Source organism: Haloferax sp. Atlit-12N (genome assembly GCF_003383095.1).
Classification (GTDB): Archaea; Halobacteriota; Halobacteria; order Halobacteriales; family Haloferacaceae; genus Haloferax.
Genome location: NZ_PSYW01000001.1, coordinates 1439852 through 1463476, shown reverse-complemented (window position 1 = coordinate 1463476; position 23625 = coordinate 1439852). Strand labels below are relative to the sequence as shown.

Sequence of the window (23625 nt, the reverse complement as noted above, 5' to 3'; positions counted from 1 at the left end):
AGAGCAGCTGGCGACACCGATGTACACTCCCGTCCACGAGCGCCGAAAACCGGTCGTCGTCCCTCGATTTTCCGCCTGCCGATTACTTCACATTCGCGGGCCTATTGCGGGCATGAAATCGTACAAGGCGAAGATGGTCGAGCCCATCGAACTCCCCTCGCGCGAGGAGCGCGAGGCCGCCCTCGAACGGGCCGGCTACAACGCGTTCAACCTCGACGCCCGCGACGTGTATATCGACCTCTTGACTGACTCGGGGACAGGCACCATGTCCGCAGAGCAGTGGGCGGCGATGATTCGCGGCGACGAGGCCTACGCCGGCAGCGAGTCGTTCGCCCGACTCGCGGAGTCGGTCCGCGACGTGATGGGCTTCGAGCACGTCGTGCCGACCCATCAGGGCCGCGGGGCGGAGAACGTCCTCTACGGCGTCCTCTTGGAAGACGGCGACGTGGTGCCGAACAACTCGCACTTCGATACGACCCGCGCCCACATCGTCAATCAGGGTGCGGAACCGGTCGACTGCCCGTCGCCAGCCTCTCGGGACCCCAACTCGACGGAGACGTTCAAGGGTAACTTCGATATCGACGCGGGCTACGCGCTCGTCGAGGAGGTCGGCGCCGACGCGATTCCCGTCGTCGTCCTCACCATCACGAACAACTCCGTCGCCGGTCAGCCGGTCTCGATGGCGAACATCCGCGCCACCGCCGAGTTCGCCCGCGACATCGACGCCATGTTCGTCATCGACGCCTGCCGGTTCGCCGAGAACGCCCACTTCATCAAGACCCACGAGGCGGGCTACGAGAACCACTCGGTCGCCGAAATCGCCCGCGCGCAGTTCGAACACGCCGACGCCATCACGATGTCCGGCAAGAAGGACGCGCTCGTCAACATCGGCGGCTTCGCCGCGATGCGCGACGAAACGGTGTTCGAGCACGCGAAACAGCGCGCCATCCTCTACGAGGGCTTTCCCACCTACGGCGGCCTCTCGGGCCGCGACATCGAGGCGATGGCCGTCGGCCTCCGCGAGGCCGTCACGCCGCCGTACGTGTCCGACCGCGTCGAGCAGGTGGCCGAACTGGGTGACCTCCTCATCGAGGCCGGCGTCCCCGTCTACCAGCCGACCGGCGGGCACGCGGTCTATCTCGACGCCGGCGAGGTGTTCCCGCACATCCCGAAAGACGAGTTCCCGGGGCAGGAGCTCGTCTGCGCGCTCTACCTCGAAGGCGGCGTCCGCGGCGTCGAACTCGGCGGCTTCGCGTTCCCCGGCACCGACCGCCCGGACCTCGTGCGCCTCGCGCTCCCCCGGCGCACCTACAGCCGCGAACACCTCGAACACGTCGCCGAGACGGCCGCGAAGGTGATGGACACCGCCGGCGAGTACGGCGGCCTCGAAATCGTCGAGGAGCCGCCGATGAAGGAGCTTCGGCACTTCTCGGCGCGGCTCGAACCGGTGTCGAACTGACGGCCTCAGGATAGCTACTCGCTCTTTTCCCTACTTCCCCTCGTACAGCCGACTCGCCAGTCGCTCCGGCAGGCCGACCTCGCGCACGCGCTCTGCGACGCGGTCGATGTCGTAGGCAACGCGCTCCGTTTCGATTTCCATCGCGTCGAGATCGGCGACCGCGTAGGCCGCCCGCGGGTCGCCGTCGCGGGGCTGACCGACGCTCCCGGGATTCAGGACGATTCCGTCGTCGTAGATTCGGTGACCCTGCACGTGGGTATGACCCAACACCAGCAGGTCCTCGCCGTCGAGGAGCGACGGCGAGAAGTCGTCGGGATAGGTGTAGCGGTCGGGATGGTCGGGGTGGCCGTGGGCGAGTTTGACCCGGCCGTCGGCAAGGGTGCGGGTCTTCGGAAGCCCGGAGAGCCACTCCATCGACGCCGGCGACAGCGCGTCGCGGGCGTAGTCGACTCCCGCGGCCGCCATACTGTTGAAGCGGAAGCCGGTCCCCGACGTGACCGCGCGGTCGTGGTTCCCCGAGACCGTCGGCACGTCCCGCTCGGCGAGTTCGGACACGCACTCCTCGGGCCACGGATTGTAGCCGACCACGTCGCCGGCACAGACCAGACCGTCGACCGGCGGCATCGATTCGAGTACCGCGTCGAGTGCAGGGAGGTTCCCGTGCACGTCCGAGATGACGCCCAGACGCATGGCTCGGTGTACGGTGTCGCGGCTGAAAAATCTCGGGCCGAGGCGGCGTTACTCGCCGTTGTAGAAGGCGGTCTCGACCGCGTCGCCGACGGTCGCGGCGGCGGCGCAGACGGCGTGTTCGAACTCGTGGTCGTACAGTTCGCGGGCCGCGTCGGCGGCGGTCTCCGCATCGAGGTCGAACGCGCGCGGGTCGTCTTCCTCGTAGGTCGCCACGAGCGTGGGTTCGGTGACGGCTTCCACGACGAGGGCGTCCTTGCGGACGATGCCGATGAACGCCTCGTCGTCACCGACGATGCCCGCGATTCGGGGCGTGTCGTAGTCGTCCTTCTCGTAGTCGAGCGCGAGCAGAATCTCGGCGAGGGCGTCGCGCGGCGGGTAGCCGAGGTCGAGTTTCTCCGCGATGGGGTCGACCTGCGAGCCGTTGCCGACGACGACGTAGTCGCCGCCCTCGCGGACGCAGTTGTAGGCGATGTAGGGGTTGTCGGTCTCGGGGGCGTCGGGCGTCGGCCCGACGGTCAGGGCGTCGTCCCGGTCGACGACCTGTCGGTTCGGGAAGGACCGAGAGGAGACGCGATACGCACCGATTCCGGGGCCAACGACGACGAAACGTCCGACGTACATACACGAGAGTGGATAGAATAGGGGCAAATAGTTGGCGGTTTATGCACGTCTGTCCGTTGCCGTGCGACGAAATCCCACGGCGGAATCGACACGCAACGTTTACAAATACCCGCGAAGTACGAACTGATGCGAAGTCCCATGGGGTAGTGGCCAATCCTGTTGCCTTCTGGGGGCAACGACCCAGGTTCGAATCCTGGTGGGACTACTTCTCCGATTCTCACGCGCTTCGAGGCCGCGCCGTCCCCTGTTCTCCAGTTGAAACGAAGGGGTAGGTTTCAGAAACCAAAGGGGTGCGTTTCGAGTGGAGTTTTCCAGTACGAGTTCTCAAACCCTCGAATACGGACGATACGGGCCGCGAAAAACCGCTTAGCGTTCGACCGCGAGCAGCGCCACTCGTTCTTTGACCAGCGCGGGGAGGTCGCCGTCGGCGACCTTCAACTCCGTCTCGCCCACGTCGAACACGTCGCGGACGAGCGCTTCGTCGTAGTCGCCGAGGGTCTCTGCGGGTTCGAGGTCGAGTCGGTCGAACAGCGCGGCCTCGGCGTCGGCCTCGTCGCCGCCGTCGACGAGAATCACGACGGGGAGCGTTCCCTCCGAGACGCCGATTTCGAACGCGCGGTTAATCTGCCGGCGGCCGCTCGCGTAGAGGAGGATTTCGACGGCGCGGTCGCGGGCGATTTCGTTGCCGCGGGCGATGGCCCGGTCGGCGAGTTCGGTCGCCTGTTCGAGGTGCTCGCGGTCCACGACGTACCGGGCGTCGAACGCCTGCACCGTCGCGCCCGTCTCGTCGGCCACGTCGCTGACGACCGCGATGAACGAATCGAGGTCCGAGACGGTCGCCTCGGCTTCGACGAGTCTCATTCGAAATCACCCAGACTGGCCTGCTGGTCGGCGCGCTCTTTGGCCGTCTCGAAGCCGGCGTCGTCGGGGACGGCGTCGTCCGGCGCGTCGCCCTCGTCTACCTCGTCCATCGACGGGTCCTTCCGACCCGCGGCTTCGAGGATGTTCTCCGCGGTTTTCCTTCGACCCCGGAGGGCCGCGAGAATGCGCGACTTGTCGGCCTCGCGGAGGTCGGCCCGGCTCTCGACGCCAGCCTCGAACAGCCGACGGGCGCGCTTTCGGCCGACGCCGCGGACGCCGGCGAGGTCGAGCAGTTCCTCGCGGACGCCGTACTCGACGCGCTTTTTCGCCTCGCGGACCGCGTACACCGAATCGAGGTCGAGTTCGGAGGCGAGTCGCTCGGCCGCGCCGAGGAGCCATTCGGCGGTCTCGACTTTCCCGCGGATGTCGCCGGGGCCGACGCCGTAGCGCTCGGTGATGCGGTCCTCGTCCACCTCGCCGACCCAGTCTTCGAGGAGTTTCGCGGTCTTCAGCGCCGACAGCCAGTCTTCGAACGCCACGTCCTCGTACTCGGAGGGGACGCGACCGAGGAACTCCGGTTCGCGCTCGTAGCAGAGTTCGGTGTACGTCTCGCGGTCGCCGGACTTCAGGTAGAGCTGATACATGTCCGGCGTCCGGCAGACGAGGTGATAGAGGCCGAGCGGCGTCGGATACGTCCGGTCCGTCTCGAACTCGTCGGTGTCGTCGTCTCCCTCGCCCCCGTCCGCGCCGTCGTCTCCTTCGCCACCTGCGGCGACCATCTCGCTCGCCCGCTGGAAGCCGCCGGGCCGGTCGTCGGATTCGCTCCGGTCTCGTTTCGGCTTCTCGGGCCTCTCGTCCGCGAGCGCCCGGAGCTTCTCGTTCCGGTGGTCAGCGGCCCATTCGAGGCCGTCGATGATTTCGGCAGCGCTCATCGGGTCGAGGTAGAGCCGCGAGACGGTGTGGCCGACGGGTGTCGCCCGAATCGTCTCGCCTTCGAACTCGACGAACCCGTTCACTTCGAGGTAATCGAGCACGCGGTCCGTCACCTGTCCGAGTCGCTCGGGGTCGTCGGTCTGGGTCGCATACAGCGTCTGGTCGAGGAACTCGAGCAATCCCTCGCGGGTGTGGGCGAAGCCGGAAGCAACCGTGGCGAGCAGGTGCGTCCGCAGGGCGGGCTCGGCCGCGAGCTTCGACCGCACGTCCTCGGCGTCGGCCCAGATGTACCGCTCGAACAGTTCGTCGCGGGCGTCCGCGTCCTTCGCGAGCAGCACCGCCTCGCCGTAGGGGTCGAGGCCGGGTCGGCCGGCCCGACCCATCATCTGGTGGACTTCGAGCACGTCCAGCGGTTTCATCCCGCCGTAGTCGCCGTCGTAGCGCTGCCAGTCGCGGACGACGACGCGGCGGCTCGGGGTGTTGACGCCGGCGGCGAGCGTCGGCGTCGCGCAGATGCACTTGATGAGTCTGTCGCGGAAGGCGTCTTCCACGAGCGTTCGGTGCTCTGCGGCGAGTCCCGCGTGGTGGAACGCCGCGCCCTTGGCGACCGCGTTGGCGAGGTCCTCGGAGGTCTCGGTGTCGGACACGTCGCGTATCTCGGCGGCGAGTTCCGCGAGGTCGCTCCGCTCGTCGCCGGTGACGTACCGCTCCGTCACGTCGGCCATGCGGCGGGCCGCGGACTCCGCGTTGCGCCGCGAGTTCACGAAGACGAGCGAGGAGCCCTGGTCGCCCTCGCCGTCGCCCTCCAGCGCGTCGGCGACGAGCGCGGGCGTCTGTCTTTCCCCGCGGCCGACCGGCACCTCGCGTTGGCTCCCGTCGGCGAAGGAGACGGCGTTGCCGTAGTGGACGCCCATCTTGAGGTCGATGGGTCGCCAGTCGGACTTGACGAGTTCCGCGTCGAGCCAGTCGGCGACGACGCCCGCGTTGCCGACGGTCGCCGAGAGCGCGACGACCTGCAGGTTCGGGTTGAGCCGGCGGAGCTTCGCCAGCGTGACCTCAAGCGTCGGCCCGCGATGTCTGTCGTCGACGAGGTGGACCTCGTCGGCGACGACGCAGGTGAGTTGGTCCATCCACGCCGCGTTGTTCCGGACGAGCGAGTCGACCTTCTCGGAGGTGGCGACGATGATGTCGCGCGAGGAGAGCCACTCGCCGTCGGACTCGTAGTTGCCGGTCGAGACGCCCACGTCGATGCCGTACTCCTCCCAGCGCTCGAACTCGGCTTTCTTCTCGGAGGCGAGCGCCCGGAGCGGGACGATGTACAGCGCCTTCCCGCCGCGCGCGACGCTCGACAGCATCGCCAGTTCGGCGATGAGCGTCTTCCCGCTCGCCGTCGGGACGGCGGCCACGAGGCTCTCGCCGTCTGTCAGCCCGGCCTCGACGGCCTCGGCCTGCGGCGGGTACAACTCCTCGATGCCCTCGTCGCGGAGGGCCTCGGGAACCCCCGTCGGCAGGCCCGTCAGGTCCGCAGTTCGCATTGCATCTCCCTTGGACCGTCCCCCGGTTTAAGCCATCGGGTCGGTTCGGACGCGGGTGCGTCGCCGCCCGCGGCGTCGGTCGCACGCCCGCGACGCGAGGCGACGCCGACCCACGCCCCGCGTCGGCAGGGCTTTGTACGGCCCGGCGGTACGATTGCCCATGAAAGTCGAGTACGACCGCGACACCTGCATCGGCATGTTCCAGTGTGTCGACGAGTGGGAGGGCTTCGAGAAGAACGTCGACGACGGCAAGGCCGACCTCGTCGACGCCGAGGAGACCGACGACGGCGTCTTCGTCCGCGAGGTTCCGGAGGACGCCGAGTTCGACGCGAAGTTCGCCGCCCGCGTCTGCCCCGTCGAGGCCATCCGCATCCTCGACGACGACGGCGAACAGCTCGTTCCCTGACCGCGACGCCGACGACGCCACCGATTTCTCCCGCTTTTCCGGCGCGACCGGACCGTGTGACCATCGACCGTGGGGCGCGTCCTCGAACCCCTCCGTTTCGACTGGAGATTCGACCAACGATAGAGTGTAAAGGTTAAGCGGCGGGCCCCTAATCGTGCCACTATGAGCCAAGCGACGAAAATCGTGCTCGGTACCGTCGGCGTGTCGGCCCTGCTGGCCGTCGTGTTCGTCGGGATGAGCATCGCCTGAGCGGATGTTCGAGACGCGCACCCTGCCGTCGGACCTCGAATCGGTCCGCGACGAGTACGCCTCCGGCGCGCTCGTCTTGGACGTGGCCGGCGACTTCGACACCATCCCCCCCGAGGCCGCGGAGAATCTCGGGCTGGTGGTCGAGTCGCTCTCCCCGGCGGCGTACCCCACGGAGTGGCTACCAGACGACGCGCCCCAACAGCTTCGGCGCTACGCGTCGTCCGATTTCACCATCGGAATGCCCGGCGACGGCACCGTGACGTGGTCCCGACAGACCGACCCGCCGGTCGTGCTGGTGAAGTACCGCGCGAAGGGGACGCCCGACGACTTCCTTGACTTCCTCATCGCCGAGGCGTTCGTGCAGGCCGGGAACGACGAGATTCCGGAGCACTTTCTGCCCTTCTTCGGCGAGCGCTACCGCGACCTCGCGGCCGCGACACCCCTCGGCCCGAGCGAGACGTATCAGGTCGCCGCCGCCCTCTACGAGGGCTGGGTCGGTCTCCACACCCGCGAGGCGTTCGCGTCGTGGGAGGGCGACCACGAGCGCCTCCACGACGCCTGGGTCGACGCCGGCGGCCGACTCGACGACCGCCTGTCGAACCTCCCGCGGCTCGTCGCGCTCGGCAGACTCTCGTTCGCCGAGGCGACCGAGTTCGCGTGTTCGGCCGTCAAACACGGCCGGGACCTCCCCGCGCCGTTTTCGGCGCTGGACACCGCGGCGTACCGCGACCACGGGCCGAGCTACGCGGTCAAGTGGGCCGAAAAGACGTTCGCGCAACTCGCAGCGGACGACGACGCGGAACCGGGCGACGGCGCGGCCACCGATGATTCGGCCGACGCCAACGCCGACTCGGCGTAGCCGGTCGCGTCCGAGCGCGTCGCGTGCCGCTTCAGAACTCGGTCGTGACGGTGCCGTCCTCTTCGAGGTCGACGACGCCGTCGAACAGTTCGCGGAAGCGGTCGAGCGTCTCCTGGTCGTGGACTTCCTTCGAGAGGTGGAACAGTCCCACCGCGTCGAACTCGTCGAGGAGTTCGAGAATCTGCTTCGTCGCTTCGAAGGCGCGGTCCTCGTCGGCGTAGTACGCCATCTCCGTGACGGAATCGACGCTGAGCCGGAGCTTTCCGTCGTGGCGTTCGAGGAACTGCCGGGTCTTCTCGACGATGGCGTCGAGGTCGTCGGGGGCCGCGACGTAGTAGATGTTGTCCGAACTGCGCCGGGAGTAGCCCCGCTCGATAGAGAGCGTGTCGAGGATGGTGGCGCTGGACTCGTCGACCTCGTAGTGTTCCAGTTTCTGCTCGACTTCGCGCGCGGTCGTCCGCGTCGAGATGACGAGGAAGCGGTCGGTGTCGACCTTGAAGAAGTCGGTGTCGATGCGGTCGGTCTCGCCGATGCTCGGATGAAGGAGCAAGATACCTGTGCCGCCCGGAATCGTCTCGGGCGCGTCTTCGATGGCGAGCTCGTAATCCATACCCCAAGCAGTTACCCTGCCGACTTAATCCTTCATGCCGCTCGGGCGGCGGCGTCCTCGAATCGTGGCGTGTGTTCACACCAGACGAATCTGGGTCAGAACAGCGAGTCGGCCGTGGCCGCGCCGATGACGCTGAACACCGCGCCGACGCTCGTCGCCTTGAGCGTGATGCGGAGCACCGCGAGGTCGAGTTCGTACCCCAGCACGGTGACGAGGACCTCTCCCGACACGTCCGAGAGGAACGTCCCCGGCGCGTCGAACGCGAGCGCGAGGATGAACACGGAGAGGTACGAGACGGAGATGAGCGAGATGAACCGGACGGGAATCCCGCCGACCTCGCGCTCTCTGTCGGGGTCGCGGTCGTCGGCCTTGTAGAGCGCGCCGTAGCCGACCGCGAGCACAATAAAGAGCGTGAGCAGCGCCTGCGCGAACGACATGCTCCGCGCGAGCACCCACACCTCCTCGGTGACGACGAACGGTCCCGCGAGGAGGAACCCGCCGACGACCTGCTGGGCGGTGTCGGCGAGCGCGAACCGGCGGCGGACTCCGACCATACCCCGTCGTCGTGACGGCGGCAATTAAAAGGCGCGACGGGGGACGCGACCGAGTCGTCACCGGATTCGCCGTCTCCGCGCCCCCGGTCCGAACGCATTTTCACCCCGGCGCGCGAGGCTCCGGTATGAGCGTCCGCGACGAGTTCGACGCCTGGGCGGCCGACGGCCGCGACAAGGGCATGGAGGACCGACACTGGCACACCGCGAAGCACGCGCTCGCACGGATGCCCGTTGAGGAAGGCGACACAGTCGTCGACCTCGGAACCGGAAGCGGCTACGCCCTGCGCGCGCTCCGCGACACGAAGGGCATCGGCCGCGGCTTCGGCCTCGACGGCTCGCCCGAGATGGTCCAGAACGCCCGCGAGTACACCGACACCGACGACCTCTCGTTTCTCGTCGGCGACTTCGACGACCTCCCGTTCGAGGACGACAGCGTCGACCACGTCTGGTCGATGGAGGCGTTCTACTACGCCGCCGACCCGCACCACACCCTCGAAGAAATCGCCCGTATCCTCAAGCCGGGCGGCACGTTCTACTGCGCGGTCAATTATTACGAGGAGAACGTCCACTCCCACGAGTGGCAGGACCTCATCTCCATCGACATGACCCGCTGGTCCCACGCGGAGTACCGCGAGGCGTTCCGCGACGCCGGCCTCCACGTCGCCGAACAGGACTCCATCGCCGACCTCGACATCGACATCCCGGCGGCCTCGGAGTTCCCGACCGACGACTGGGAGACCCGCGAGGAGATGGTCGAGCGCTACCGGACGTTCGGCACGCTTCTGACCGTCGGCGTCGCGCCCTGACGCGGCGCGGAAAAACGACCGTCTCGGCCTACTCGACGATGTGGGCCGACGCCGGGGCGAACCCGACTTCCAGCGTCGTCCCGACCTCGAACGCCGCGTCCGACTTCTCGCCGCCGTCTTCGACCGCCACGACGAGTTCCGTCCCGCCCCAGTCGAGTCTGACCCGCGTCGTCGCCCCCTGAAACTCGGTGTCGACGACGGTCCCGAGAATCTGGTTCGTCCCCGCGCCAACCCGGAGCTGTTCGGGCCGGACGCAGAAGGTGAGATCGTCGCCGGGCGCAGGACGTGCGGGTCGGTCCCCGGCTTTCTCATCGGTTTCAGCACGTTCGCCGGAGACCTCCCCCGCCCGCCCGAGGACGCGTCGCCCCTCGGCCAGCGTGAACACCGCGTCGCCGACACCGACGCGAATCCCCCCCGTTTCTGGTCGAGACTCGACGACTGCGTCGAGGACGTTGTTCTCGCCGAGGAACTCCGCGACGAACCGCGTCCGCGGGCGGTGGTAGAGTTCGCGGGGTCGGCCGACCTGCTCGACGCGGCCGCGGTTGAGGACGGCCACCCGGTCTGAGACCGCGAGCGCCTCCGACTGGTCGTGGGTGACGTAGACGGTCGTCACGCCGAGCTCCGACTGGATGCGTTTTACCTGCCGGCGGAGTCGGTCCCTGAGTCGGGCGTCCAGCGCCGACATCGGCTCGTCGAGGAGCAGCAGGTCCGGGCCGGGTGCGAGGGCGCGGGCGAGCGCGACTCGCTGTTGCTGCCCGCCCGAAAGCGAGTCGGGGTCGCGGTCTTCGAACCCCGAGAGGTCGACGAGGTCCAGCAGTTCCGCGACGCGCCCGTCGCGGGAGCCGCCGCCCGGCGGGTCGGTAAAGCGGAGGCCGTAGGCGACGTTCTCGCCGACGCTGAGATGCGGGAACAGCGCGTAGTTCTGGAACACGACGCCGACGCCCCGCGACTCGGGCGCGACGCCGGCCATCGACTCGCCGTCGAAGCGGACGGTCCCCTCGGTCGGGGACTCGAAGCCGGCGATACAGCGGAGCGTGGTCGTCTTGCCGCAGCCAGAGGGGCCGACGAGCGTGAAGAACTCGCCGTCGTCGACCGACAGCGAGACGGAATCGAGCGCCGTCGCCGAGCCGTAGCGCTTGGACACCGCGTCGAGTTCGAGTCTCACGGGTTCGCCTCCGAAGTCACGTGCTCACCTCGCCGGCGGACGGTCATAATTCTCACTTCCCGCGGCTCGCCCTCGGTTCGCTCGCTTCGCTCCCTCATAGCTCGCCCCACCGGCCGCCGAAGCGGTCCACGACGAGGAAACTGGCGGACGTGACGAGAAGGAGGAGACAGCCCATGGCCGTCGCGGGGCCGAGCCGTCTGCCGAGGAATCGCTCGACTGCGACGGGCATCGTGTAGCTTCCCGCCCCCTCCGCGAGGATGATGGTCGAATCGAACTCGCCGATGCTGATGGCGACGGCGAACGCCGCGCCCGCGACGACGCCGGTCCAGACGAGCGGGAGTTCGATGTCCACGAGCGCGCGGGTTCTGGTCGCGCCGAGCGACCGCGCGGACTCTACGAGCCGACCGTCCAGTCGGGCGAAAAGCGGCGCGACGTTCCGGGTGACGAAGGGGTACGCGCCGACGGCGTGGGCCGCGACGATGGCGAGCGCGCCGGTGACGCGGATTCGCGTCCCTAGCACGTCGACGCCGAACACCAGTCCGCGGAGCAGGCCGAGGCCGACGACGATGCCCGAGACGGCGAAGGGAGCCATCGAGAGCACGTCGATGAGCCCGCGCCCGCGGTATCGTCGGGTCGTGAGGACGGCCATCGTCACGCCCATCGGGACGGCCACGACGAGCGTCCCCGCGGCGAAGGCCAGCGAGTTCAGGATGGCCGGGAGGGGCTTGACCTGAAAGCTCGCGCCGGTCGCCTGCCGCTCGGCGAGGAAGGCGTAGTTGGCGAGGGTGAAGCCGCCGTCGCCGCCGGTGACGCTCGCCAGAATCATGCTGGCGATGGGGACGACGAACACCAGTCCGACGACGAGGGTGTAGCCGGCGATGCCGACCGTCCGGAGCGTCGATTTCGGCGTCCAGCTGGCGGGGAGCACAGACCGGCGAGGAAGCGGATTCGCCGCGCCGCCGGCCGACCGCTGGCTCGCCTCGTACCGGAGGTAGACGGCGGTCAGCGTGATGGAGATGACCGTCTCGATGACCGCGAGACTGGCGGCCTCGGCGTACGCGAGGTCTCGCACCCGCGAGTAGACGAACACCTCGATGGTCGCCAGTTGGAAGCCGCCGAGCGCGAGGACGATGGGGAACGACGCGAAGGTGAAGATGAACGTCAGGGTCGCGCCGACGCCGATAGAGGGCAGGAGCTGTGGGAGGACCACGTCGCGGAAGGCCCGCCGCGGGTTCGCGCCGAGCGAGCGGGCGGTCTCGACGGTTCGGGCGTCCACGCTCTCCCACGCGGCGGTGACGACGCGGGCGACGAGCGGGGCGTTGTAGAACGCGTGGGCGACGATGATGGCTTCGAGCGTGAACAGCAGCTCGACCGGCGGGAGGCCGAGGGCGGAGAGCGCGCGGTTCAGCGTCCCGTTGCGGCCGAACGTCGCCACGAAGCCGATGGCGACCATGATGGAGGGCATGACGAACGGGAGGATGGTGAGCGAGCGGAGCGTCTCGCGGCCGCGGAACTCGAAGCGCGAGAACAGCCACGCGGCGGGGAGGCCGAGCGCGAGGCTGGCGAGCGTCGAGTAGAACGCCTGTTTCGCGGTGAACCAGATGATGTCGACGAGGTAGAACTCGCTCGTCAGCACCGCCGTGATTGGTTCGATGGTGAGCCGGCCGTCGGCGAGGACGGCGTCGGCGAAGACGGTGGCGACGGGGTAGTAAAACAGGACGAGGAGGACGACGGCGGTGAGCGCCGCGACGAGGGTGAGCAGTCGCTGTTCGAGGGCGCGGGCGACCCGGCGAACCGACACGCGGCTCACCGACTCACCTCACTTGCTGGCGAACTCGCGGGCCCACGCGTCGGTCCAGTCACTCAGGTTGTTCTGAAGCCGGTCGTAGGAGAACGTGACGGCTTCCGGCGGCTCCTGTGCGTACTGCGCGAAGTCCTCGGGGAGTTCCGCGGTGGTCGTCGCCGGGAACTGGACGTTGCGGACGGCGATTTCGGCCTGCACCTCGGGCCGGAGCATGAAGTCCATGAACTCGGCCGCGAGGTCGGGGCTCGACGCGTCGGCGAAGGGCGCCATCCCCTCGGGGTTGGCGTAGCCCTGGTCGTTCAGGAAGCGAATCTGGTGTTTCGCCATGTCCTCGCCGGATTCGGCGGCGAACACCTGGTCGGTCGAGTACGAGACGACCATCGGGGCTTCCCCGTTCGAGTAGGCGTTGTAGGAGTCTTCCCAGTTGCCGAGGACGCGGACGTCGTTTTCCTTCAGGCTCGCCCAGTAGTCGAGGTAGCCGTCTTCGCCCTTGGCGTCGATGGTGTGGAGCAAGAACGCCTGTCCCGTCGCCGACGACGTGGGGTTCTGCGCGAGGAGCGCGCCCGCGTACTCGGACTCCAGTAGGCCGTCGAACGTCTCGGGGGCGACGAAGTCGCCGTCGCCGTAGGTCTCGTCGTAGACGAGCGAGATGTAGCCCGTGTCGTAGGGGACCGCGCGACCCTGCGGGTCGAAGTTCAGTTGCTCGTTCACGTCGCCGAGTCGGGACAGCCCCTCGGCGGGCGAAAACAGCGCCTCGTCGAGGTTCTGGTCGATGCGGACGAGCATCTGCGCGTCGAGGCCGACGTAGAGGTCCGCGCCGGACTCGACACCCTGGAGGGCGCGCTCGATGTAGTAGTTCACGCCCGAATCGGGCGTCTGCCACTCCAGCGTCGCGTCGAACTCGGACTCGAACGTCTCTTTCAGCCACGGGCCGGGGCTCGAACTCGGCGCGTCGACGAACGAGCCGTAGGTGCCGACGGTGAGCGTCGGCGACTCGCCGCCCGCGGTCGTCCCCTCGGTCGTCGTCGTGGCCGTCTCGGTCGTGTCACCCGAAGCCTCGGTCGTCGTCTGCTCGCCGCCGGTCCCGGTACAGCCGGCGAGGAGCGCGGAGACGCCCCCCGCACCGGCGGCCTTCAGGAAAGTGCGTCGTCTCATTACTCGGTTGTTGCACTCTGTGGTACTTAACGGGAGTGATGTTCTCGGAGCGGATAAACGGCCGAATCCGTCGGATTCGAGGTCCGTATCGGGAGAACGACTTTATCCTCGGCGGGAGTAACTCCGGAGGTGACTACTTCTCGTCCGTACGTCCTCGGCGGTGTGCTCGCCCTGTTCGCGCTGCTCGCGGCGGTCATACTTGTGGACGTGTTGGCGACGGTGTTTTTCGCCATCACTGTCGCTTATCTGCTCGTTCCCCTCAGGCGACGCCTCGAAGCGCGCGGGGCTTCCCGATGGGTCGCCAGCCTCGCCGCCACCGTCGTCGCGGCGGTCGGCGTCGGCGTCGTGCTCGCGCCGCTCGTCGTCATCGTCTTCCTCCGACTGAGCGACATCCTCGAACTCGCGGCACTCCTGCCCGACGTGGTGACCGTCGAGTTCCTCGGAATGGTCGAGACGGTGACGCTCGACGACGTGGTTGCTGTCGGCCTCAACCTGCTCCAGTCGCTCGGCCGCGCCGCCGCAACCGCCGCGCCCGTGGTCCTCATCAAACTCACGCTGTTCGGCTTCCTCGTGTTCTCGCTGCTCCTCAGCGGCGACGCCGTCGGGCGGACGCTCCTCGCGCTGGTCCCCGCCGACTACCGGGAGGCCGCCACCTCGCTCGACACGCGGGCCCGCGAGACGCTGTTCGCCATCTACGTCCTGCAGGCGGCGACCGCCGTCGGCACGTTCGCCATCGGCCTCGTCGTCTTCTGGGCGCTCGGCTACGACTACGTCGTCACGCTCGCCACGGTTGCGGCCGTCCTCCAGTTCATCCCCATCGTCGGGCCGAGCGTCCTGCTCGCGGCGATGGCCGTCTACCACGTCGCGGTCGGCGACCTCGTCGCCGCTGCGCTCGTCGTCACGGTCGGCGGGTTCGCGGTCGCGTGGCTCCCGGACATCCTGATTCGCCCGCGACTCGCCAAGGAGACCGCCGACCTGCCGGGGAGCCTCTACTTCGTCGGCTTCGTCGGCGGCCTGCTCAGCCTCGGCCCGGTCGGCATCATCGCCGGCCCGCTCGTCGTCGCCCTCCTCGCGGAGTCGGTCGACCTGCTCGGCGCGGAGTTACGCGTCGATGACGGCGAGGTCGGCAAGACTGCGGACGGTGACGGCACCGGCGACGACGCGGCCGAGTCGCATTCTCCGTAGTCTCGCCTGTCAGCCCTCGACGACCGCGCCGTCGCGTTCCTCCCACTCGGTGAGACTGCCCTCGTAGAACGCCACGTCGTCGTAGCCGAGGTGCGAGAGCACGACGTAGGTGTGGCTGATGCGCCGGGCGGTGTTGCAGTAGAGGACGACCCGCCGGTCCGGGGTGACGCCCGCGGCGTCCAGAATCGAGTCGAGTTCGTCCCGCGGTTTCAGCCCGCGCGTCTCGTCGTCGACGAGTTCGCGCCAGTCCAAGTTGACCGCGCCGGGGAGGTGACCCTCGTCGTACTCCGCGGGGTCGCGGGTGTCCACGATGACGGTCTCCGGGTCGTCGAGCGCGGCCTCGACGGCCTCGAAGTCCACGAGCGGCGTCTCGGCCGGCTCGGTTATCTCGTAGACCGTTCCCTCGACCTCGGTCGCCTCGGTCGTCGTCTCGCGCTCGCGGTTCCACGCGCTGAAGTCGCCGTCGAGGAGGTGGAGTCGCTCGGGGTCGTGCCCGTAGAGGAGCGCGGTCACGAGAAAGCGGGCCGCGAAGACGCCGTGGGTATCGTCGTAGGCCACCACGTCGTCGTCGGCCGCGACGCCCGCGCCCGACAGGAGGTCGGTCCACGCGTCGCGGCCGGGGAGCATCCCCACGTCGCCGTCGGCGCTCCGGAACTTGTCAAACGGTATCGACACCGCGCCGGGGAGGTGCCCGATGCCGTCGAACTCCCAGCCGTCGCGCACGTCCACCACGCGCACGTCGCCGAGTCGGTCCGCGAGCCACGTCGAAGAGACCACGTCTACCATGTCCCCACGTTTCCGGGCCGCGGATTTAGGTCCGCCCCTCCTCGCACCCCTCGCCACGTGTCCTGGGTAGCGGATGTTGTTGCTGGTTCCGTCGGATACCGGGTTGAAATCGCCCGAGACGGCCGTTCTCCGAGCCACTTTCGCCGTCTCCCCCGCCATATTTGGGATAATATTGCCGCATCACCCGAGGTCAGGCCGTACATGCCGTCGCTGTGAGAGTTATGGGCCTCCCTGTTGTACGGAGAAACGCGATGTCAAACTCCGATTACGCGAAGGACGTACTCGTCTCTGCGGACTGGGTGGAGAGCCACCTCGACGAGTTCCAGAGCGATGACGCGGCGTACCGACTCGTCGAAGTGGACGTGGACACCGAGGCGTACGACGAGAGTCACGCCCCCGGTGCCATCGGGTTCAACTGGGAGTCCCAGCTGCAGGACCAGACGACCCGCGACGTGCTGACCAAGGAGGACTTCGAGGACCTCCTCGGCTCGCACGGCATCTCCGAGGACTCCACGGTCGTTCTCTACGGCGACAACTCCAACTGGTTCGCCGCCTACACCTATTGGCAGTTCAAGTACTACGGCCACGAGGACGTTCACCTGATGAACGGTGGCCGCGACTACTGGGTCGACAACGACTATCCGACGACCGACGAAGTCCCGTCCTTCCCGGAGCAAGACTACACCGCCAAGGGTCCCTTCGAGGACATCCGCGCGTACCGCGACGACGTCGAGAAGGCGGTCGACAAGGGCCTTCCCCTCGTCGACGTTCGCTCGCCCGAAGAGTTCTCCGGCGAGATTCTCGCGCCCCCGGGACTGCAGGAGACCGCCCAGCGCGGCGGCCACATCCCCGGCGCGAGCAACATCTCGTGGGCCGCGACCGTCAACGACGACGGCACCTTCAAGTCCGCCGACGAACTCCGCGACCTCTACGCGGACCAGGGCATCGAAGGCGACGAGTCCACCATCGCCTACTGCCGCATCGGCGAGCGCTCCTCTATCGCGTGGTTCGCCCTTCACGAACTCCTCGGCTACGAGAACGTCACCAACTACGACGGCTCGTGGACGGAGTGGGGCAACCTCGTCGGCGCGCCCGTCGAAAAGGGTAACTGAGCCGCCTCGTCTCGGTTCGAGTCGGACCCGACTGTACGGTTTCTTTTTGCGGGTTACATCGGTAGGACGCTGATACCGACGGCGACGAGCACGCCCGCGCCGAGAAGCACCATCACGCAGTAGCCCATGATGTCGCGGACCGACAGGCCGCTGATGGAGAGCAGCGGGATGGCCCAGAAGGGCTGAATCATGTTGGTCCACGCGTCACCCCACGAGGCGGCGACGGCGACCCGCGGGATGGACTCGCCGGACGTCTTCGCGGCCGTGACGAGCGTCTCGCCGATGACGGCCCACTCGCCCCCACCGGAGGGGACGAAGAAGTTCACGAGACCGGCCGTGAAGAAGGCGAAGGCCGGAAGCGTCCCGTCGGGCGCGACGGCGACCATACCCTGTGCGATTTGCGTGGCGAGGCTGACGGAGCCCTCCGGCGCGTAGGCCATGATGCCCATAATGCCCGCGTAGAAGGGGAACTGGAGGATGATGCCCCAGACGTTCTCGACGGCCTCGACGATGGCCTCGATGTACGCCTTAGGCGTCCCGTGGAACAGCAGGCCGAGGAAGAGGAAGCCGAAGTTGACGATGTTCAGGTTGAGGTTGTTCCACGGCATCGTCCCGTTCTGGATTCCCTCGAAGAAGTACAGGCCGACCGCGAGCAGGCCGACGAGACCGATTGCCACGCCGATACCGAGCGAGTGCTCGATGCGCGTCGCGAGCGAGGCGTCCTCGGGGACGGCCGTGGAGGCCCACCCGCTCGTCGCCTGCTCGCCGCCGTCGGTCGCCGTCTCGAACTCGGCGGGGTCGATGGGCGTCTTCTTCGCGTCGTCACTCGGGTACATGAGCGCGAACAGCGCCGGCAGGAAGAGGAAGCCGACCGCGACGACCAACACGAGGTTGGCGACGGTGAAGATGGTCCCGCCGGTGCCGAACGTCGTGTCGAGGATGCCCGCCTCGATGAGGAAGTTCCCCTCGGTGTTCAACAACAGCGGAATCGACCCCGCGAGGCCGCCGTGCCAGACGACGAACCCGGAGTACGCGCCGGCGACGACGATGGGGAAGTCGATGCCGCGCATCTCGGTCGCTATCTTCCGGGCGAACAGCGCCCCGACGACGAGGCCGAGGCCCCAGTGGACGAACGACGCCCCGGCGGCGACGACCGGCACCATCGCGGCCGCCCCCCGCTCGGTGTTCGGGACGCCTGCGAGTCGCGTCAGGAGCCAGTCTACCGGCTTCGTCTGTGCGAGCGCGTAGCCCGTCATCAGGATGAGCGTCATCTGCATCCCGAACGAAAGCAGATTCCAGAAGCCGCCGTACCAGCCGTCGAGGAGCAGGTTTCCGGCGTGCCCCACCATGCCGACATTCTCGGCCGGCGCGACCGACACCAGCGCCAGCACGAACGCCACTCCGGTCAGGATGATGGCGAACAGGAACGCGTCGGGGAGGTACTGTTCGACCAGTTTCGAACTGCGCTCCGCCGCCTGCCTGATAGCGTTTGTCATAGCTCGGATTACTTCATGATAATACAATATATAATGTTTAATATTCGGACGGGTTCGGCTCGGTTGAATGTCACGAATCGGCGGCTCGTCGGCCGTCGAACCGAGCGACTCCCGGCCGTCGCAGACTCGCGCCGGACTCGCCGCCGCCGATGGGTACAAACCCGAGACGGACATACGGGGGCGTATGACCGAACTCCTCGACACCCTCCGCGACGACCACGAGACGCCGCTTTCCCGACTCGGTTCCTCGAAGGCGCTGTACGCCGTCACCGACGGCGAGATGGACGGCGACGCGGTTCGCACGGCCGCCGCGTCCGAGGCCGCCGCCGCCGCCGACCTGTTCGACTGGTGGGCAGACGACGAACCGAACGACGAGGCGGCCGTGCTCTTCTCCGACCTCGCCGACACCGCCCGCGAGCACGCCGACGCCGTCGATGCGGAGTCCGACGGCTCGAAGCCGAACGTCTACGACGTGCTCGCCGAGTTCGAGACGACCGACGGCCGCCTCGGTGGCGCGCTCGCCCGCGCGCTCGTGTCGCTGAAGACCGTCGAGCAGATGGTCGGCTTCTTCGTCGGCGACGCGGACCCGATGGCCGCCAACGACTTCCGCACGCTCAAGTCCGACCTTAACGACCAACTCGACACGCTCGAAGCCGCCATCGACGACCTCGTCGAAGACGACGCCGTCGCCCGTGAGGCCGCCGACGCGGTGGTCGAAGCCGCCTACGACGAGTACGTCGAGACGCTCGAAGGCATGGGCGTCAAGCCGAAGAACGTCTGCTAACTCACTTTCCTCACACTCGGGGTCACGGAGCGACCCACTCGACGTAAAATCTGAGCCTCCGTTCCCCGAGTGCCGACAGCGCCGACGCGCGGCGTAACGGGAGAGTTCCAGTAGAAACGAGGGGGTTTGTCAGACGGTAGTCAGACGCCGGGGACGCCCTTGCGGTATTCGAGGACCTCGCTTCGGGCCTCGCGGACCGTCTCGGCGACGTCGCCGTCGAGGTCCTCGGCGAGTTCGTGGAGCACCGTCATGTGACGGGCCAGTCGTCCGTGGTCCGGTCCCTGCTCGCGCGTCGCCAGCTTCGCGAGCTGGTCGGACTGTTCGTAGAGTCGCTCCTGCACGTCGCCCTCGGTCGCCTCGGCGGCTTCCTTGAGCAGGTTGCTCGCGCGTTCGAGTTCGTCTCGGCTCATAGCGGACAGTTTGACACCCCGGCCCAAAACCGTTCCTCCGGCGACAAGCACCGCCTCGCTCAAGTACGCCGCGACCCAAGGACGGACAATGAGCGAGTCCGGTCCCCTGTCCGCCGACAGACCCGACGCAGACCGCGAATTCCGCGTCGACGCCCCCTTCGACCCCGCGGGCGACCAACCCGAGGCAATCGAGGCGCTGGCCCGCGGCTTCCGCGAGGGGGCCGACGTGCAGACCCTGCTCGGTGTCACCGGTTCCGGCAAGACCAACACCGTCTCGTGGGTGGTCGAAGAGATTCAGAAGCCGACGCTCGTCCTCGCGCACAACAAGACGCTCGCCGCCCAGTTGTACGAGGAGTTCAAGGGACTGTTCCCCGACAACGCGGTCGAGTACTTCGTCTCCTACTACGACTACTACCAGCCCGAGGCGTACATCGAACAGACCGACACCTACATCGACAAGGACATGTCGATAAACGAGGAAATCGACCGGCTCCGCCACTCCGCGACCCGGTCACTTCTCACCCGTGACGACGTCATCGTCGTCGCCTCCGTGTCGGCTATCTACGGCCTCGGCGACCCGAAGAACTACACCGACATGTCCCTCCGACTGGAGGTCGGCCAGCAGATAGACCGCGACGAACTGCTCGGCGCGCTCGTCGACCTCAACTACGAGCGCAACGACGTGGACTTCCGGCAGGGCACGTTCCGCGTCCGCGGCGACACTGTCGAGGTGTTCCCGATGTACGGCCGCTACGCCGTCCGCATCGAGTTCTGGGGCGACGAAATCGACCGGATGCTGAAGCTCGACCCGCTGGAGGGCGAGGTCAAGTCGTCGGAACCGGCCGTGCTCGTCCACCCGGCGGAACACTACTCCATCCCGGAAGAACAGCTCGAAGGCGCAATCTCGGAAATCGAGGAGCTGATGGAACAGCGGGTGAAGCACTTCCAGCGACAGGGTGACCTCGTGGCCGCCCAGCGCATCGAAGAGCGCACCACCTTCGACATCGAGATGCTCCGCGAGACGGGCCATTGCTCCGGCATCGAGAACTACTCGGTCCACCTCTCGGACCGCGAACCCGGCGACGCACCCTACACGCTCCTCGACTACTTCCCCGACGACTTCCTCACGGTCATCGACGAGTCACACGTCACGCTCCCGCAGATTAAGGGCCAGTACGCCGGCGACAAGTCCCGAAAGGACTCGCTCGTCGAGAACGGCTTCCGCCTGCCGACGGCCTACGACAACCGCCCGCTCACTTTCGAGGAGTTCGAAGAGACCGTCGGACAGGCGCTTTTCGTCTCCGCGACGCCCGGCGATTACGAGCGCGAACACTCCGACCAAATCGTCGAACAAATCGTCCGGCCGACCCACCTCGTGGACCCGAAAGTCGAGGTGACGGAGGCGACCGGGCAGGTCGACGACCTGATGGCCCGCATCGACGAGCGCATCGACCGCGACGAGCGCGTGCTCGTCACGACGCTCACGAAGCGGATGGCCGAGGACCTCACCGAGTACCTCGAAGAGGCCGGCGTCGACGTGGCCTACATGCACGACGAGACCGACACGCTCGAACGCCACGAACTCATCCGGTCGCTCCGCCTCGGCGACATCGACGTGCTCGTCGGCATCAACCTCCTCCGGGAGGGCCTCGACATCCCCGAGGTCTCGCTGGTCGCCATCCTCGACGCCGACCAGCAGGGCTTCCTGCGCTCCGAGACCACGCTCGTCCAGACGATGGGCCGGGCCGCCCGCAACGTCAACGGCGAGGTCGTGCTCTACGCCGACGAGATGACGGACGCGATGGAGGCCGCCATCTCCGAGACCCAGCGCCGCCGCCGCATCCAACAGGAGTTCAACGAGGAACACGGCTACACCCCGACGACCATCGAAAAGGAGGTCGGCGAGACGAACCTGCCGGGGAGCAAGACCGACACCCGCGGCGTCTCCGGCGACGCCCCCGCCGACGCCGACGAGGCGGTCGAACAGATAGCCTTCCTCGAAGACCGGATGCAGGAGGCCGCCGACAACCTCGAGTTCGAACTCGCCGCCGACATCCGCGACCGCATCCAGAACCTCCGCCGCGAGTTCGACGTGGACGCGCTCGAAGACGGCGTCGCGCCCGAGTACCCCGACGAACACGACGGCGACGGCGAGGGCGACGACGGTCTGACGCCGCCGGACGAGTTCTGACCGGCCGTGTCTCAACCGCCAACCCTGACGTTCGCGGCCGGCGGCCTCCTCCGCCGCGACGACGGCCGACTCTGTCTCGTCCACCGGCCGCACTACGACGACTGGTCGCTCCCGAAGGGGAAACTCGAACCCGGCGAGACGCTGGTCGAGACCGCCGTCAGAGAGGTCCGCGAGGAGACGCGCTGTGCGGTCGATTGCGGCCGGTTCGCCGGGCGCTACGAGTACCGCGTCCCGGACGACGCAGGCACGTCGAGCGGGCCGAAGGGCGTGTTCGTCTGGCACATGCACGTCACCGACGAGCGCCCGTTCGAACCCGACGGCGAAGTCGACGCGCACCAGTGGGTCACCCCGGTTGAGGCCCTCGAACGGCTCACTTACGAGACCGAACGGGCGCTTGTCAGACGGGCGTTCGAACTCAACGAGTGAACACAGATTTTGGATAGAAACACATGTTACTGGTTTTTCGACGCGCGTCGGTGTGTGGACTGTACCCAAAATGCCGGGGCGACATCAAGACTTATTAGCCCGACCTCGCTATGCCCGTTCCACCGTGATCCGCACCTCGGCGGACGAGCCTGCAACCCACACCGTTCACCACGCCTACCCTAACGGAGGCATTACCTGAATGGTCCGCGGATTCGAGCACTCCGTGCTCGACAGTTCGGGCGACCACCGCACGCCGGTCCACCCGGTGTGCGACGCGGTCGCATCCTCGGGAGACGGTGAACGCGCGCGGGTCGGTGCCGCTGATGACTCGGCAAACGGGCTGTTTTCGACGCGTCACTCCACGCGAGTGCACGCGAACGCTACTGCGAACTGACAACAACGAGAACCATGAGCTCTCAGTCTCTCAGTCACGTTCAGAAGTCGTTCCTGAAGTACCAACACATCCTCGTGTTCATCGCTCCCCTGCTGTTCCTCGTCTCGGTGTTCACCATGGCACCGACGCCGTCGGGTGCAGGCATGGAGTACTGGCTCCAGTACTGGTGGCTGTTCCCGGTGTTCCTCACCGGCGCGACCATCGTGAACACGGTCGGCATCAGCGGGTCGGCGCTCTTCGTCCCGTTCCTCATCTTCATCTTCCCCATCTTCGCGCACCCGCTCGACTCGTCGACGCTGGTCAAGGTGGGCCTCATCAGCGAGGCGTTCGGTCTCTCCAGTTCGGCCGTCGCCTTCATCCAGTACGGTCTCGTCGACCGGCGACTGGCGTTGACGCTCGTCGGCGGGTCGATTCCGTTCGTCGTCGGCGGCGCGCTCCTGTCGTTCGTCATCCCCGACGTGGTGTTCCACGCGCTGCTCGGCATCGCGCTGCTCGCCGCGTCGTACCTGCTGTTCAACGCCGACCTCGGCCACGACGAACCCGGCTCGTCGGACTCCGACCACACCGCGGCCACCGACGGCGGCACCGTCTCCACGGACCTCCCCAACGACCCCGGTAAGCTCGGTCCCGCGGGCGTCCACACGGCCGACGACGGGACCGTCACCCGCGTCGACCGCGAGGGCGACGACTACACGTACACCCGCGGCGGCTACCTGCGCCGCTTCGCCAACTACAGCGTCGGCGGGATGTTCCAGGGACTCGCCGGCTTCGGCGTCGGCGAACTCGGTATCATCTCGATGCTCGGCACGAAAGTCCCCGTCCGCGTCGCCATCGGTACGAACCACATCGTGGTCGCGCTGACCGCCATCCTGGCGTCGCTCGTCCACGTCTTCGGCGGCGGCATCGTCGGCGGTCACTCGCTGAGTCTCGCCACGACGCCGTGGAACATGGTCGTGTTCACCGTCCCCGCGACGGTTCTCGGCGGCCAAATCGCGCCCTACGTGTCGAACGCGCTGGAGACTGACGTCATCAAGAACTTCGTCGGCGTCCTCTTCGCGGTCATCTCGCTCGCGCTGTTCCTGATGGCGCTGGGCATCTAACGACCCACTCGAACCGTTTTTACCGGCACCACTT

At 67.5% G+C, this 23625-nt stretch carries 22 protein-coding genes and 1 tRNA gene; 11 read left to right on the top strand and 12 right to left on the bottom strand.

The genetic code is table 11. The annotated features are described in order from the left end of the window. The first annotated feature begins 112 nt into the window (after positions 1-112). A complete protein-coding gene (locus C5B90_RS07765; RefSeq protein WP_115880371.1) occupies positions 113-1459 on the top strand; it encodes a tryptophanase in 1347 nt (448 codons plus the stop codon). A gap of 30 nt (positions 1460-1489) precedes the next feature. Here C5B90_RS07765 and C5B90_RS07760 read toward each other — a convergent pair whose 3' ends face one another. Together C5B90_RS07760 and C5B90_RS07755 are read right to left on the bottom strand one after the other, a co-directional pair. Continuing rightward, on the bottom strand, positions 1490-2149 hold the full coding sequence (locus C5B90_RS07760) for a metallophosphoesterase (protein ID WP_115880369.1): 660 nt from the start codon (positions 2147-2149) through the stop codon (positions 1490-1492). 48 nt (positions 2150-2197) lie between these two features. Continuing rightward, positions 2198-2770 (bottom strand): IMP cyclohydrolase, encoded by a 573-nt coding sequence (locus C5B90_RS07755; protein ID WP_115880367.1) that lies wholly within the window; start codon positions 2768-2770, stop codon positions 2198-2200. Positions 2771-2902: 132 nt separating this feature from the next. Between C5B90_RS07755 and C5B90_RS07750 the strand changes: the two genes are divergently transcribed. After that, positions 2903-2975 (top strand) — tRNA-Gln (locus tag C5B90_RS07750). Between the two features lie 161 nt (positions 2976-3136). Here C5B90_RS07750 and cgi121 read toward each other — a convergent pair. After that, positions 3137-3631, bottom strand: coding sequence for a KEOPS complex subunit Cgi121 (cgi121, locus tag C5B90_RS07745; protein ID WP_115880365.1), 495 nt, complete (start codon positions 3629-3631; stop codon positions 3137-3139). Beyond that, positions 3628-6099 (bottom strand): ATP-dependent DNA helicase, encoded by a 2472-nt coding sequence (locus C5B90_RS07740; protein ID WP_115880363.1) that lies wholly within the window; start codon positions 6097-6099, stop codon positions 3628-3630. Before C5B90_RS07740 ends, cgi121 begins: the two co-directional genes overlap by 4 nt. Before the next feature lie 160 nt (positions 6100-6259). Here C5B90_RS07740 and C5B90_RS07735 point away from each other — a divergent pair, with 160 nt between their 5' ends. Further along, complete coding sequence (locus C5B90_RS07735) at positions 6260-6505, top strand: ferredoxin (protein WP_004968753.1); 246 nt, start codon at positions 6260-6262, stop codon at positions 6503-6505. Between the two features lie 253 nt (positions 6506-6758). Then, positions 6759-7613, top strand: a complete 855-nt coding sequence (locus C5B90_RS07730) for a hypothetical protein (RefSeq protein ID WP_115880361.1) — start codon at positions 6759-6761, stop codon at positions 7611-7613. 31 nt (positions 7614-7644) lie between these two features. Here C5B90_RS07730 and C5B90_RS07725 read toward each other — a convergent pair whose 3' ends face one another. Further along, positions 7645-8223 carry an ATPase involved in flagella biogenesis gene (locus tag C5B90_RS07725; RefSeq protein WP_050458408.1) on the bottom strand — a complete coding sequence of 193 codons (579 nt, stop codon included), beginning with the start codon at positions 8221-8223 and terminating at the stop codon, positions 7645-7647. Positions 8224-8318: 95 nt separating this feature from the next. Next, positions 8319-8777 carry a DUF2391 family protein gene (locus C5B90_RS07720; protein WP_058568804.1) on the bottom strand — a complete coding sequence of 153 codons (459 nt, stop codon included), beginning with the start codon at positions 8775-8777 and terminating at the stop codon, positions 8319-8321. Between the two features lie 125 nt (positions 8778-8902). On the opposite strand from C5B90_RS07720, the gene C5B90_RS07715 reads away from it, so the two are divergent. Then, the gene (locus C5B90_RS07715) at positions 8903-9583 is read left to right on the top strand and encodes a class I SAM-dependent methyltransferase (protein ID WP_115880359.1); all 681 of its coding nucleotides are present in this window, start codon (positions 8903-8905) and stop codon (positions 9581-9583) included. Positions 9584-9611: 28 nt separating this feature from the next. Here C5B90_RS07715 and C5B90_RS07710 read toward each other — a convergent pair whose 3' ends face one another. The 3 genes from C5B90_RS07710 to C5B90_RS07700 all read right to left on the bottom strand — a co-directional run bounded on the left by C5B90_RS07710 (position 9612) and on the right by C5B90_RS07700 (position 13707). Continuing rightward, positions 9612-10748, bottom strand: coding sequence for an ABC transporter ATP-binding protein (locus C5B90_RS07710; protein ID WP_115880357.1), 1137 nt, complete (start codon positions 10746-10748; stop codon positions 9612-9614). A gap of 94 nt (positions 10749-10842) precedes the next feature. Then, a complete protein-coding gene (locus tag C5B90_RS07705) occupies positions 10843-12558 on the bottom strand; it encodes an iron ABC transporter permease (RefSeq protein WP_115880355.1) in 1716 nt (571 codons plus the stop codon). 9 nt (positions 12559-12567) lie between these two features. Further along, positions 12568-13707 carry a thiamine ABC transporter substrate binding subunit gene (locus C5B90_RS07700; RefSeq protein ID WP_115880353.1) on the bottom strand — a complete coding sequence of 380 codons (1140 nt, stop codon included), beginning with the start codon at positions 13705-13707 and terminating at the stop codon, positions 12568-12570. Between the two features lie 129 nt (positions 13708-13836). Here C5B90_RS07700 and C5B90_RS07695 point away from each other — a divergent pair, with 129 nt between their 5' ends. Continuing rightward, the gene (locus tag C5B90_RS07695) at positions 13837-14892 is read left to right on the top strand and encodes an AI-2E family transporter (RefSeq protein ID WP_115880351.1); all 1056 of its coding nucleotides are present in this window, start codon (positions 13837-13839) and stop codon (positions 14890-14892) included. Positions 14893-14901: 9 nt separating this feature from the next. On the opposite strand, the gene C5B90_RS07690 is transcribed toward C5B90_RS07695, so the two are convergent. Further along, a complete protein-coding gene (locus tag C5B90_RS07690; RefSeq protein WP_058568798.1) occupies positions 14902-15678 on the bottom strand; it encodes a sulfurtransferase in 777 nt (258 codons plus the stop codon). A 251-nt stretch (positions 15679-15929) separates the two neighbouring features. Between C5B90_RS07690 and C5B90_RS07685 the strand changes: the two genes are divergently transcribed. Continuing rightward, complete coding sequence (locus C5B90_RS07685) at positions 15930-16790, top strand: sulfurtransferase (protein ID WP_004065861.1); 861 nt, start codon at positions 15930-15932, stop codon at positions 16788-16790. 53 nt (positions 16791-16843) lie between these two features. On the opposite strand, the gene C5B90_RS07680 is transcribed toward C5B90_RS07685, so the two are convergent. Beyond that, the gene (locus tag C5B90_RS07680) at positions 16844-18286 is read right to left on the bottom strand and encodes a short-chain fatty acid transporter (protein WP_115880349.1); all 1443 of its coding nucleotides are present in this window, start codon (positions 18284-18286) and stop codon (positions 16844-16846) included. A 184-nt stretch (positions 18287-18470) separates the two neighbouring features. On the opposite strand from C5B90_RS07680, the gene C5B90_RS07675 reads away from it, so the two are divergent. Continuing rightward, positions 18471-19070 (top strand): transcription antitermination protein, encoded by a 600-nt coding sequence (locus C5B90_RS07675; RefSeq protein ID WP_115880625.1) that lies wholly within the window; start codon positions 18471-18473, stop codon positions 19068-19070. A 140-nt stretch (positions 19071-19210) separates the two neighbouring features. Here C5B90_RS07675 and C5B90_RS07670 read toward each other — a convergent pair whose 3' ends face one another. Continuing rightward, on the bottom strand, positions 19211-19480 hold the full coding sequence (locus tag C5B90_RS07670; RefSeq protein WP_115880347.1) for a hypothetical protein: 270 nt from the start codon (positions 19478-19480) through the stop codon (positions 19211-19213). 88 nt (positions 19481-19568) lie between these two features. Between C5B90_RS07670 and uvrB the strand changes: the two genes are divergently transcribed. From uvrB to C5B90_RS07650, 3 genes are all read left to right on the top strand, one after another. Beyond that, positions 19569-21671 carry an excinuclease ABC subunit UvrB gene (gene uvrB / locus C5B90_RS07665; protein ID WP_115880345.1) on the top strand — a complete coding sequence of 701 codons (2103 nt, stop codon included), beginning with the start codon at positions 19569-19571 and terminating at the stop codon, positions 21669-21671. A gap of 6 nt (positions 21672-21677) precedes the next feature. Next, complete coding sequence (locus C5B90_RS07660) at positions 21678-22097, top strand: NUDIX hydrolase (RefSeq protein WP_115880343.1); 420 nt, start codon at positions 21678-21680, stop codon at positions 22095-22097. Positions 22098-22505: 408 nt separating this feature from the next. Then, the gene (locus C5B90_RS07650) at positions 22506-23591 is read left to right on the top strand and encodes a sulfite exporter TauE/SafE family protein (RefSeq protein ID WP_115880341.1); all 1086 of its coding nucleotides are present in this window, start codon (positions 22506-22508) and stop codon (positions 23589-23591) included. Positions 23592-23625: the final 34 nt, after the last annotated feature.

Bases quoted from the DNA above. Each gene is read 5' to 3' on its own strand.
- C5B90_RS07765 (WP_115880371.1), top strand. From the start codon at position 113: ATGAAATCGTACAAGGCGAAGATGGTCGAGCCCATCGAACTCCCCTCG.
- C5B90_RS07760 (WP_115880369.1), bottom strand. From the start codon at position 2,149: ATGCGTCTGGGCGTCATCTCGGACGTGCACGGGAACCTCCCTGCACTC.
- C5B90_RS07755 (WP_115880367.1), bottom strand. From the start codon at position 2,770: ATGTACGTCGGACGTTTCGTCGTCGTTGGCCCCGGAATCGGTGCGTAT.
- cgi121 (WP_115880365.1), bottom strand. From the start codon at position 3,631: ATGAGACTCGTCGAAGCCGAGGCGACCGTCTCGGACCTCGATTCGTTC.
- C5B90_RS07740 (WP_115880363.1), bottom strand. From the start codon at position 6,099: ATGCGAACTGCGGACCTGACGGGCCTGCCGACGGGGGTTCCCGAGGCC.
- C5B90_RS07735 (WP_004968753.1), top strand. From the start codon at position 6,260: ATGAAAGTCGAGTACGACCGCGACACCTGCATCGGCATGTTCCAGTGT.
- C5B90_RS07730 (WP_115880361.1), top strand. From the start codon at position 6,759: ATGTTCGAGACGCGCACCCTGCCGTCGGACCTCGAATCGGTCCGCGAC.
- C5B90_RS07725 (WP_050458408.1), bottom strand. From the start codon at position 8,223: ATGGATTACGAGCTCGCCATCGAAGACGCGCCCGAGACGATTCCGGGC.
- C5B90_RS07720 (WP_058568804.1), bottom strand. From the start codon at position 8,777: ATGGTCGGAGTCCGCCGCCGGTTCGCGCTCGCCGACACCGCCCAGCAG.
- C5B90_RS07715 (WP_115880359.1), top strand. From the start codon at position 8,903: ATGAGCGTCCGCGACGAGTTCGACGCCTGGGCGGCCGACGGCCGCGAC.
- C5B90_RS07700 (WP_115880353.1), bottom strand. From the start codon at position 13,707: ATGAGACGACGCACTTTCCTGAAGGCCGCCGGTGCGGGGGGCGTCTCC.
- C5B90_RS07690 (WP_058568798.1), bottom strand. From the start codon at position 15,678: ATGGTAGACGTGGTCTCTTCGACGTGGCTCGCGGACCGACTCGGCGAC.
- C5B90_RS07685 (WP_004065861.1), top strand. From the start codon at position 15,930: ATGTCAAACTCCGATTACGCGAAGGACGTACTCGTCTCTGCGGACTGG.
- C5B90_RS07680 (WP_115880349.1), bottom strand. From the start codon at position 18,286: ATGACAAACGCTATCAGGCAGGCGGCGGAGCGCAGTTCGAAACTGGTC.
- C5B90_RS07675 (WP_115880625.1), top strand. From the start codon at position 18,471: ATGACCGAACTCCTCGACACCCTCCGCGACGACCACGAGACGCCGCTT.
- C5B90_RS07670 (WP_115880347.1), bottom strand. From the start codon at position 19,480: ATGAGCCGAGACGAACTCGAACGCGCGAGCAACCTGCTCAAGGAAGCC.
- uvrB (WP_115880345.1), top strand. From the start codon at position 19,569: ATGAGCGAGTCCGGTCCCCTGTCCGCCGACAGACCCGACGCAGACCGC.
- C5B90_RS07650 (WP_115880341.1), top strand. From the start codon at position 22,506: ATGAGCTCTCAGTCTCTCAGTCACGTTCAGAAGTCGTTCCTGAAGTAC.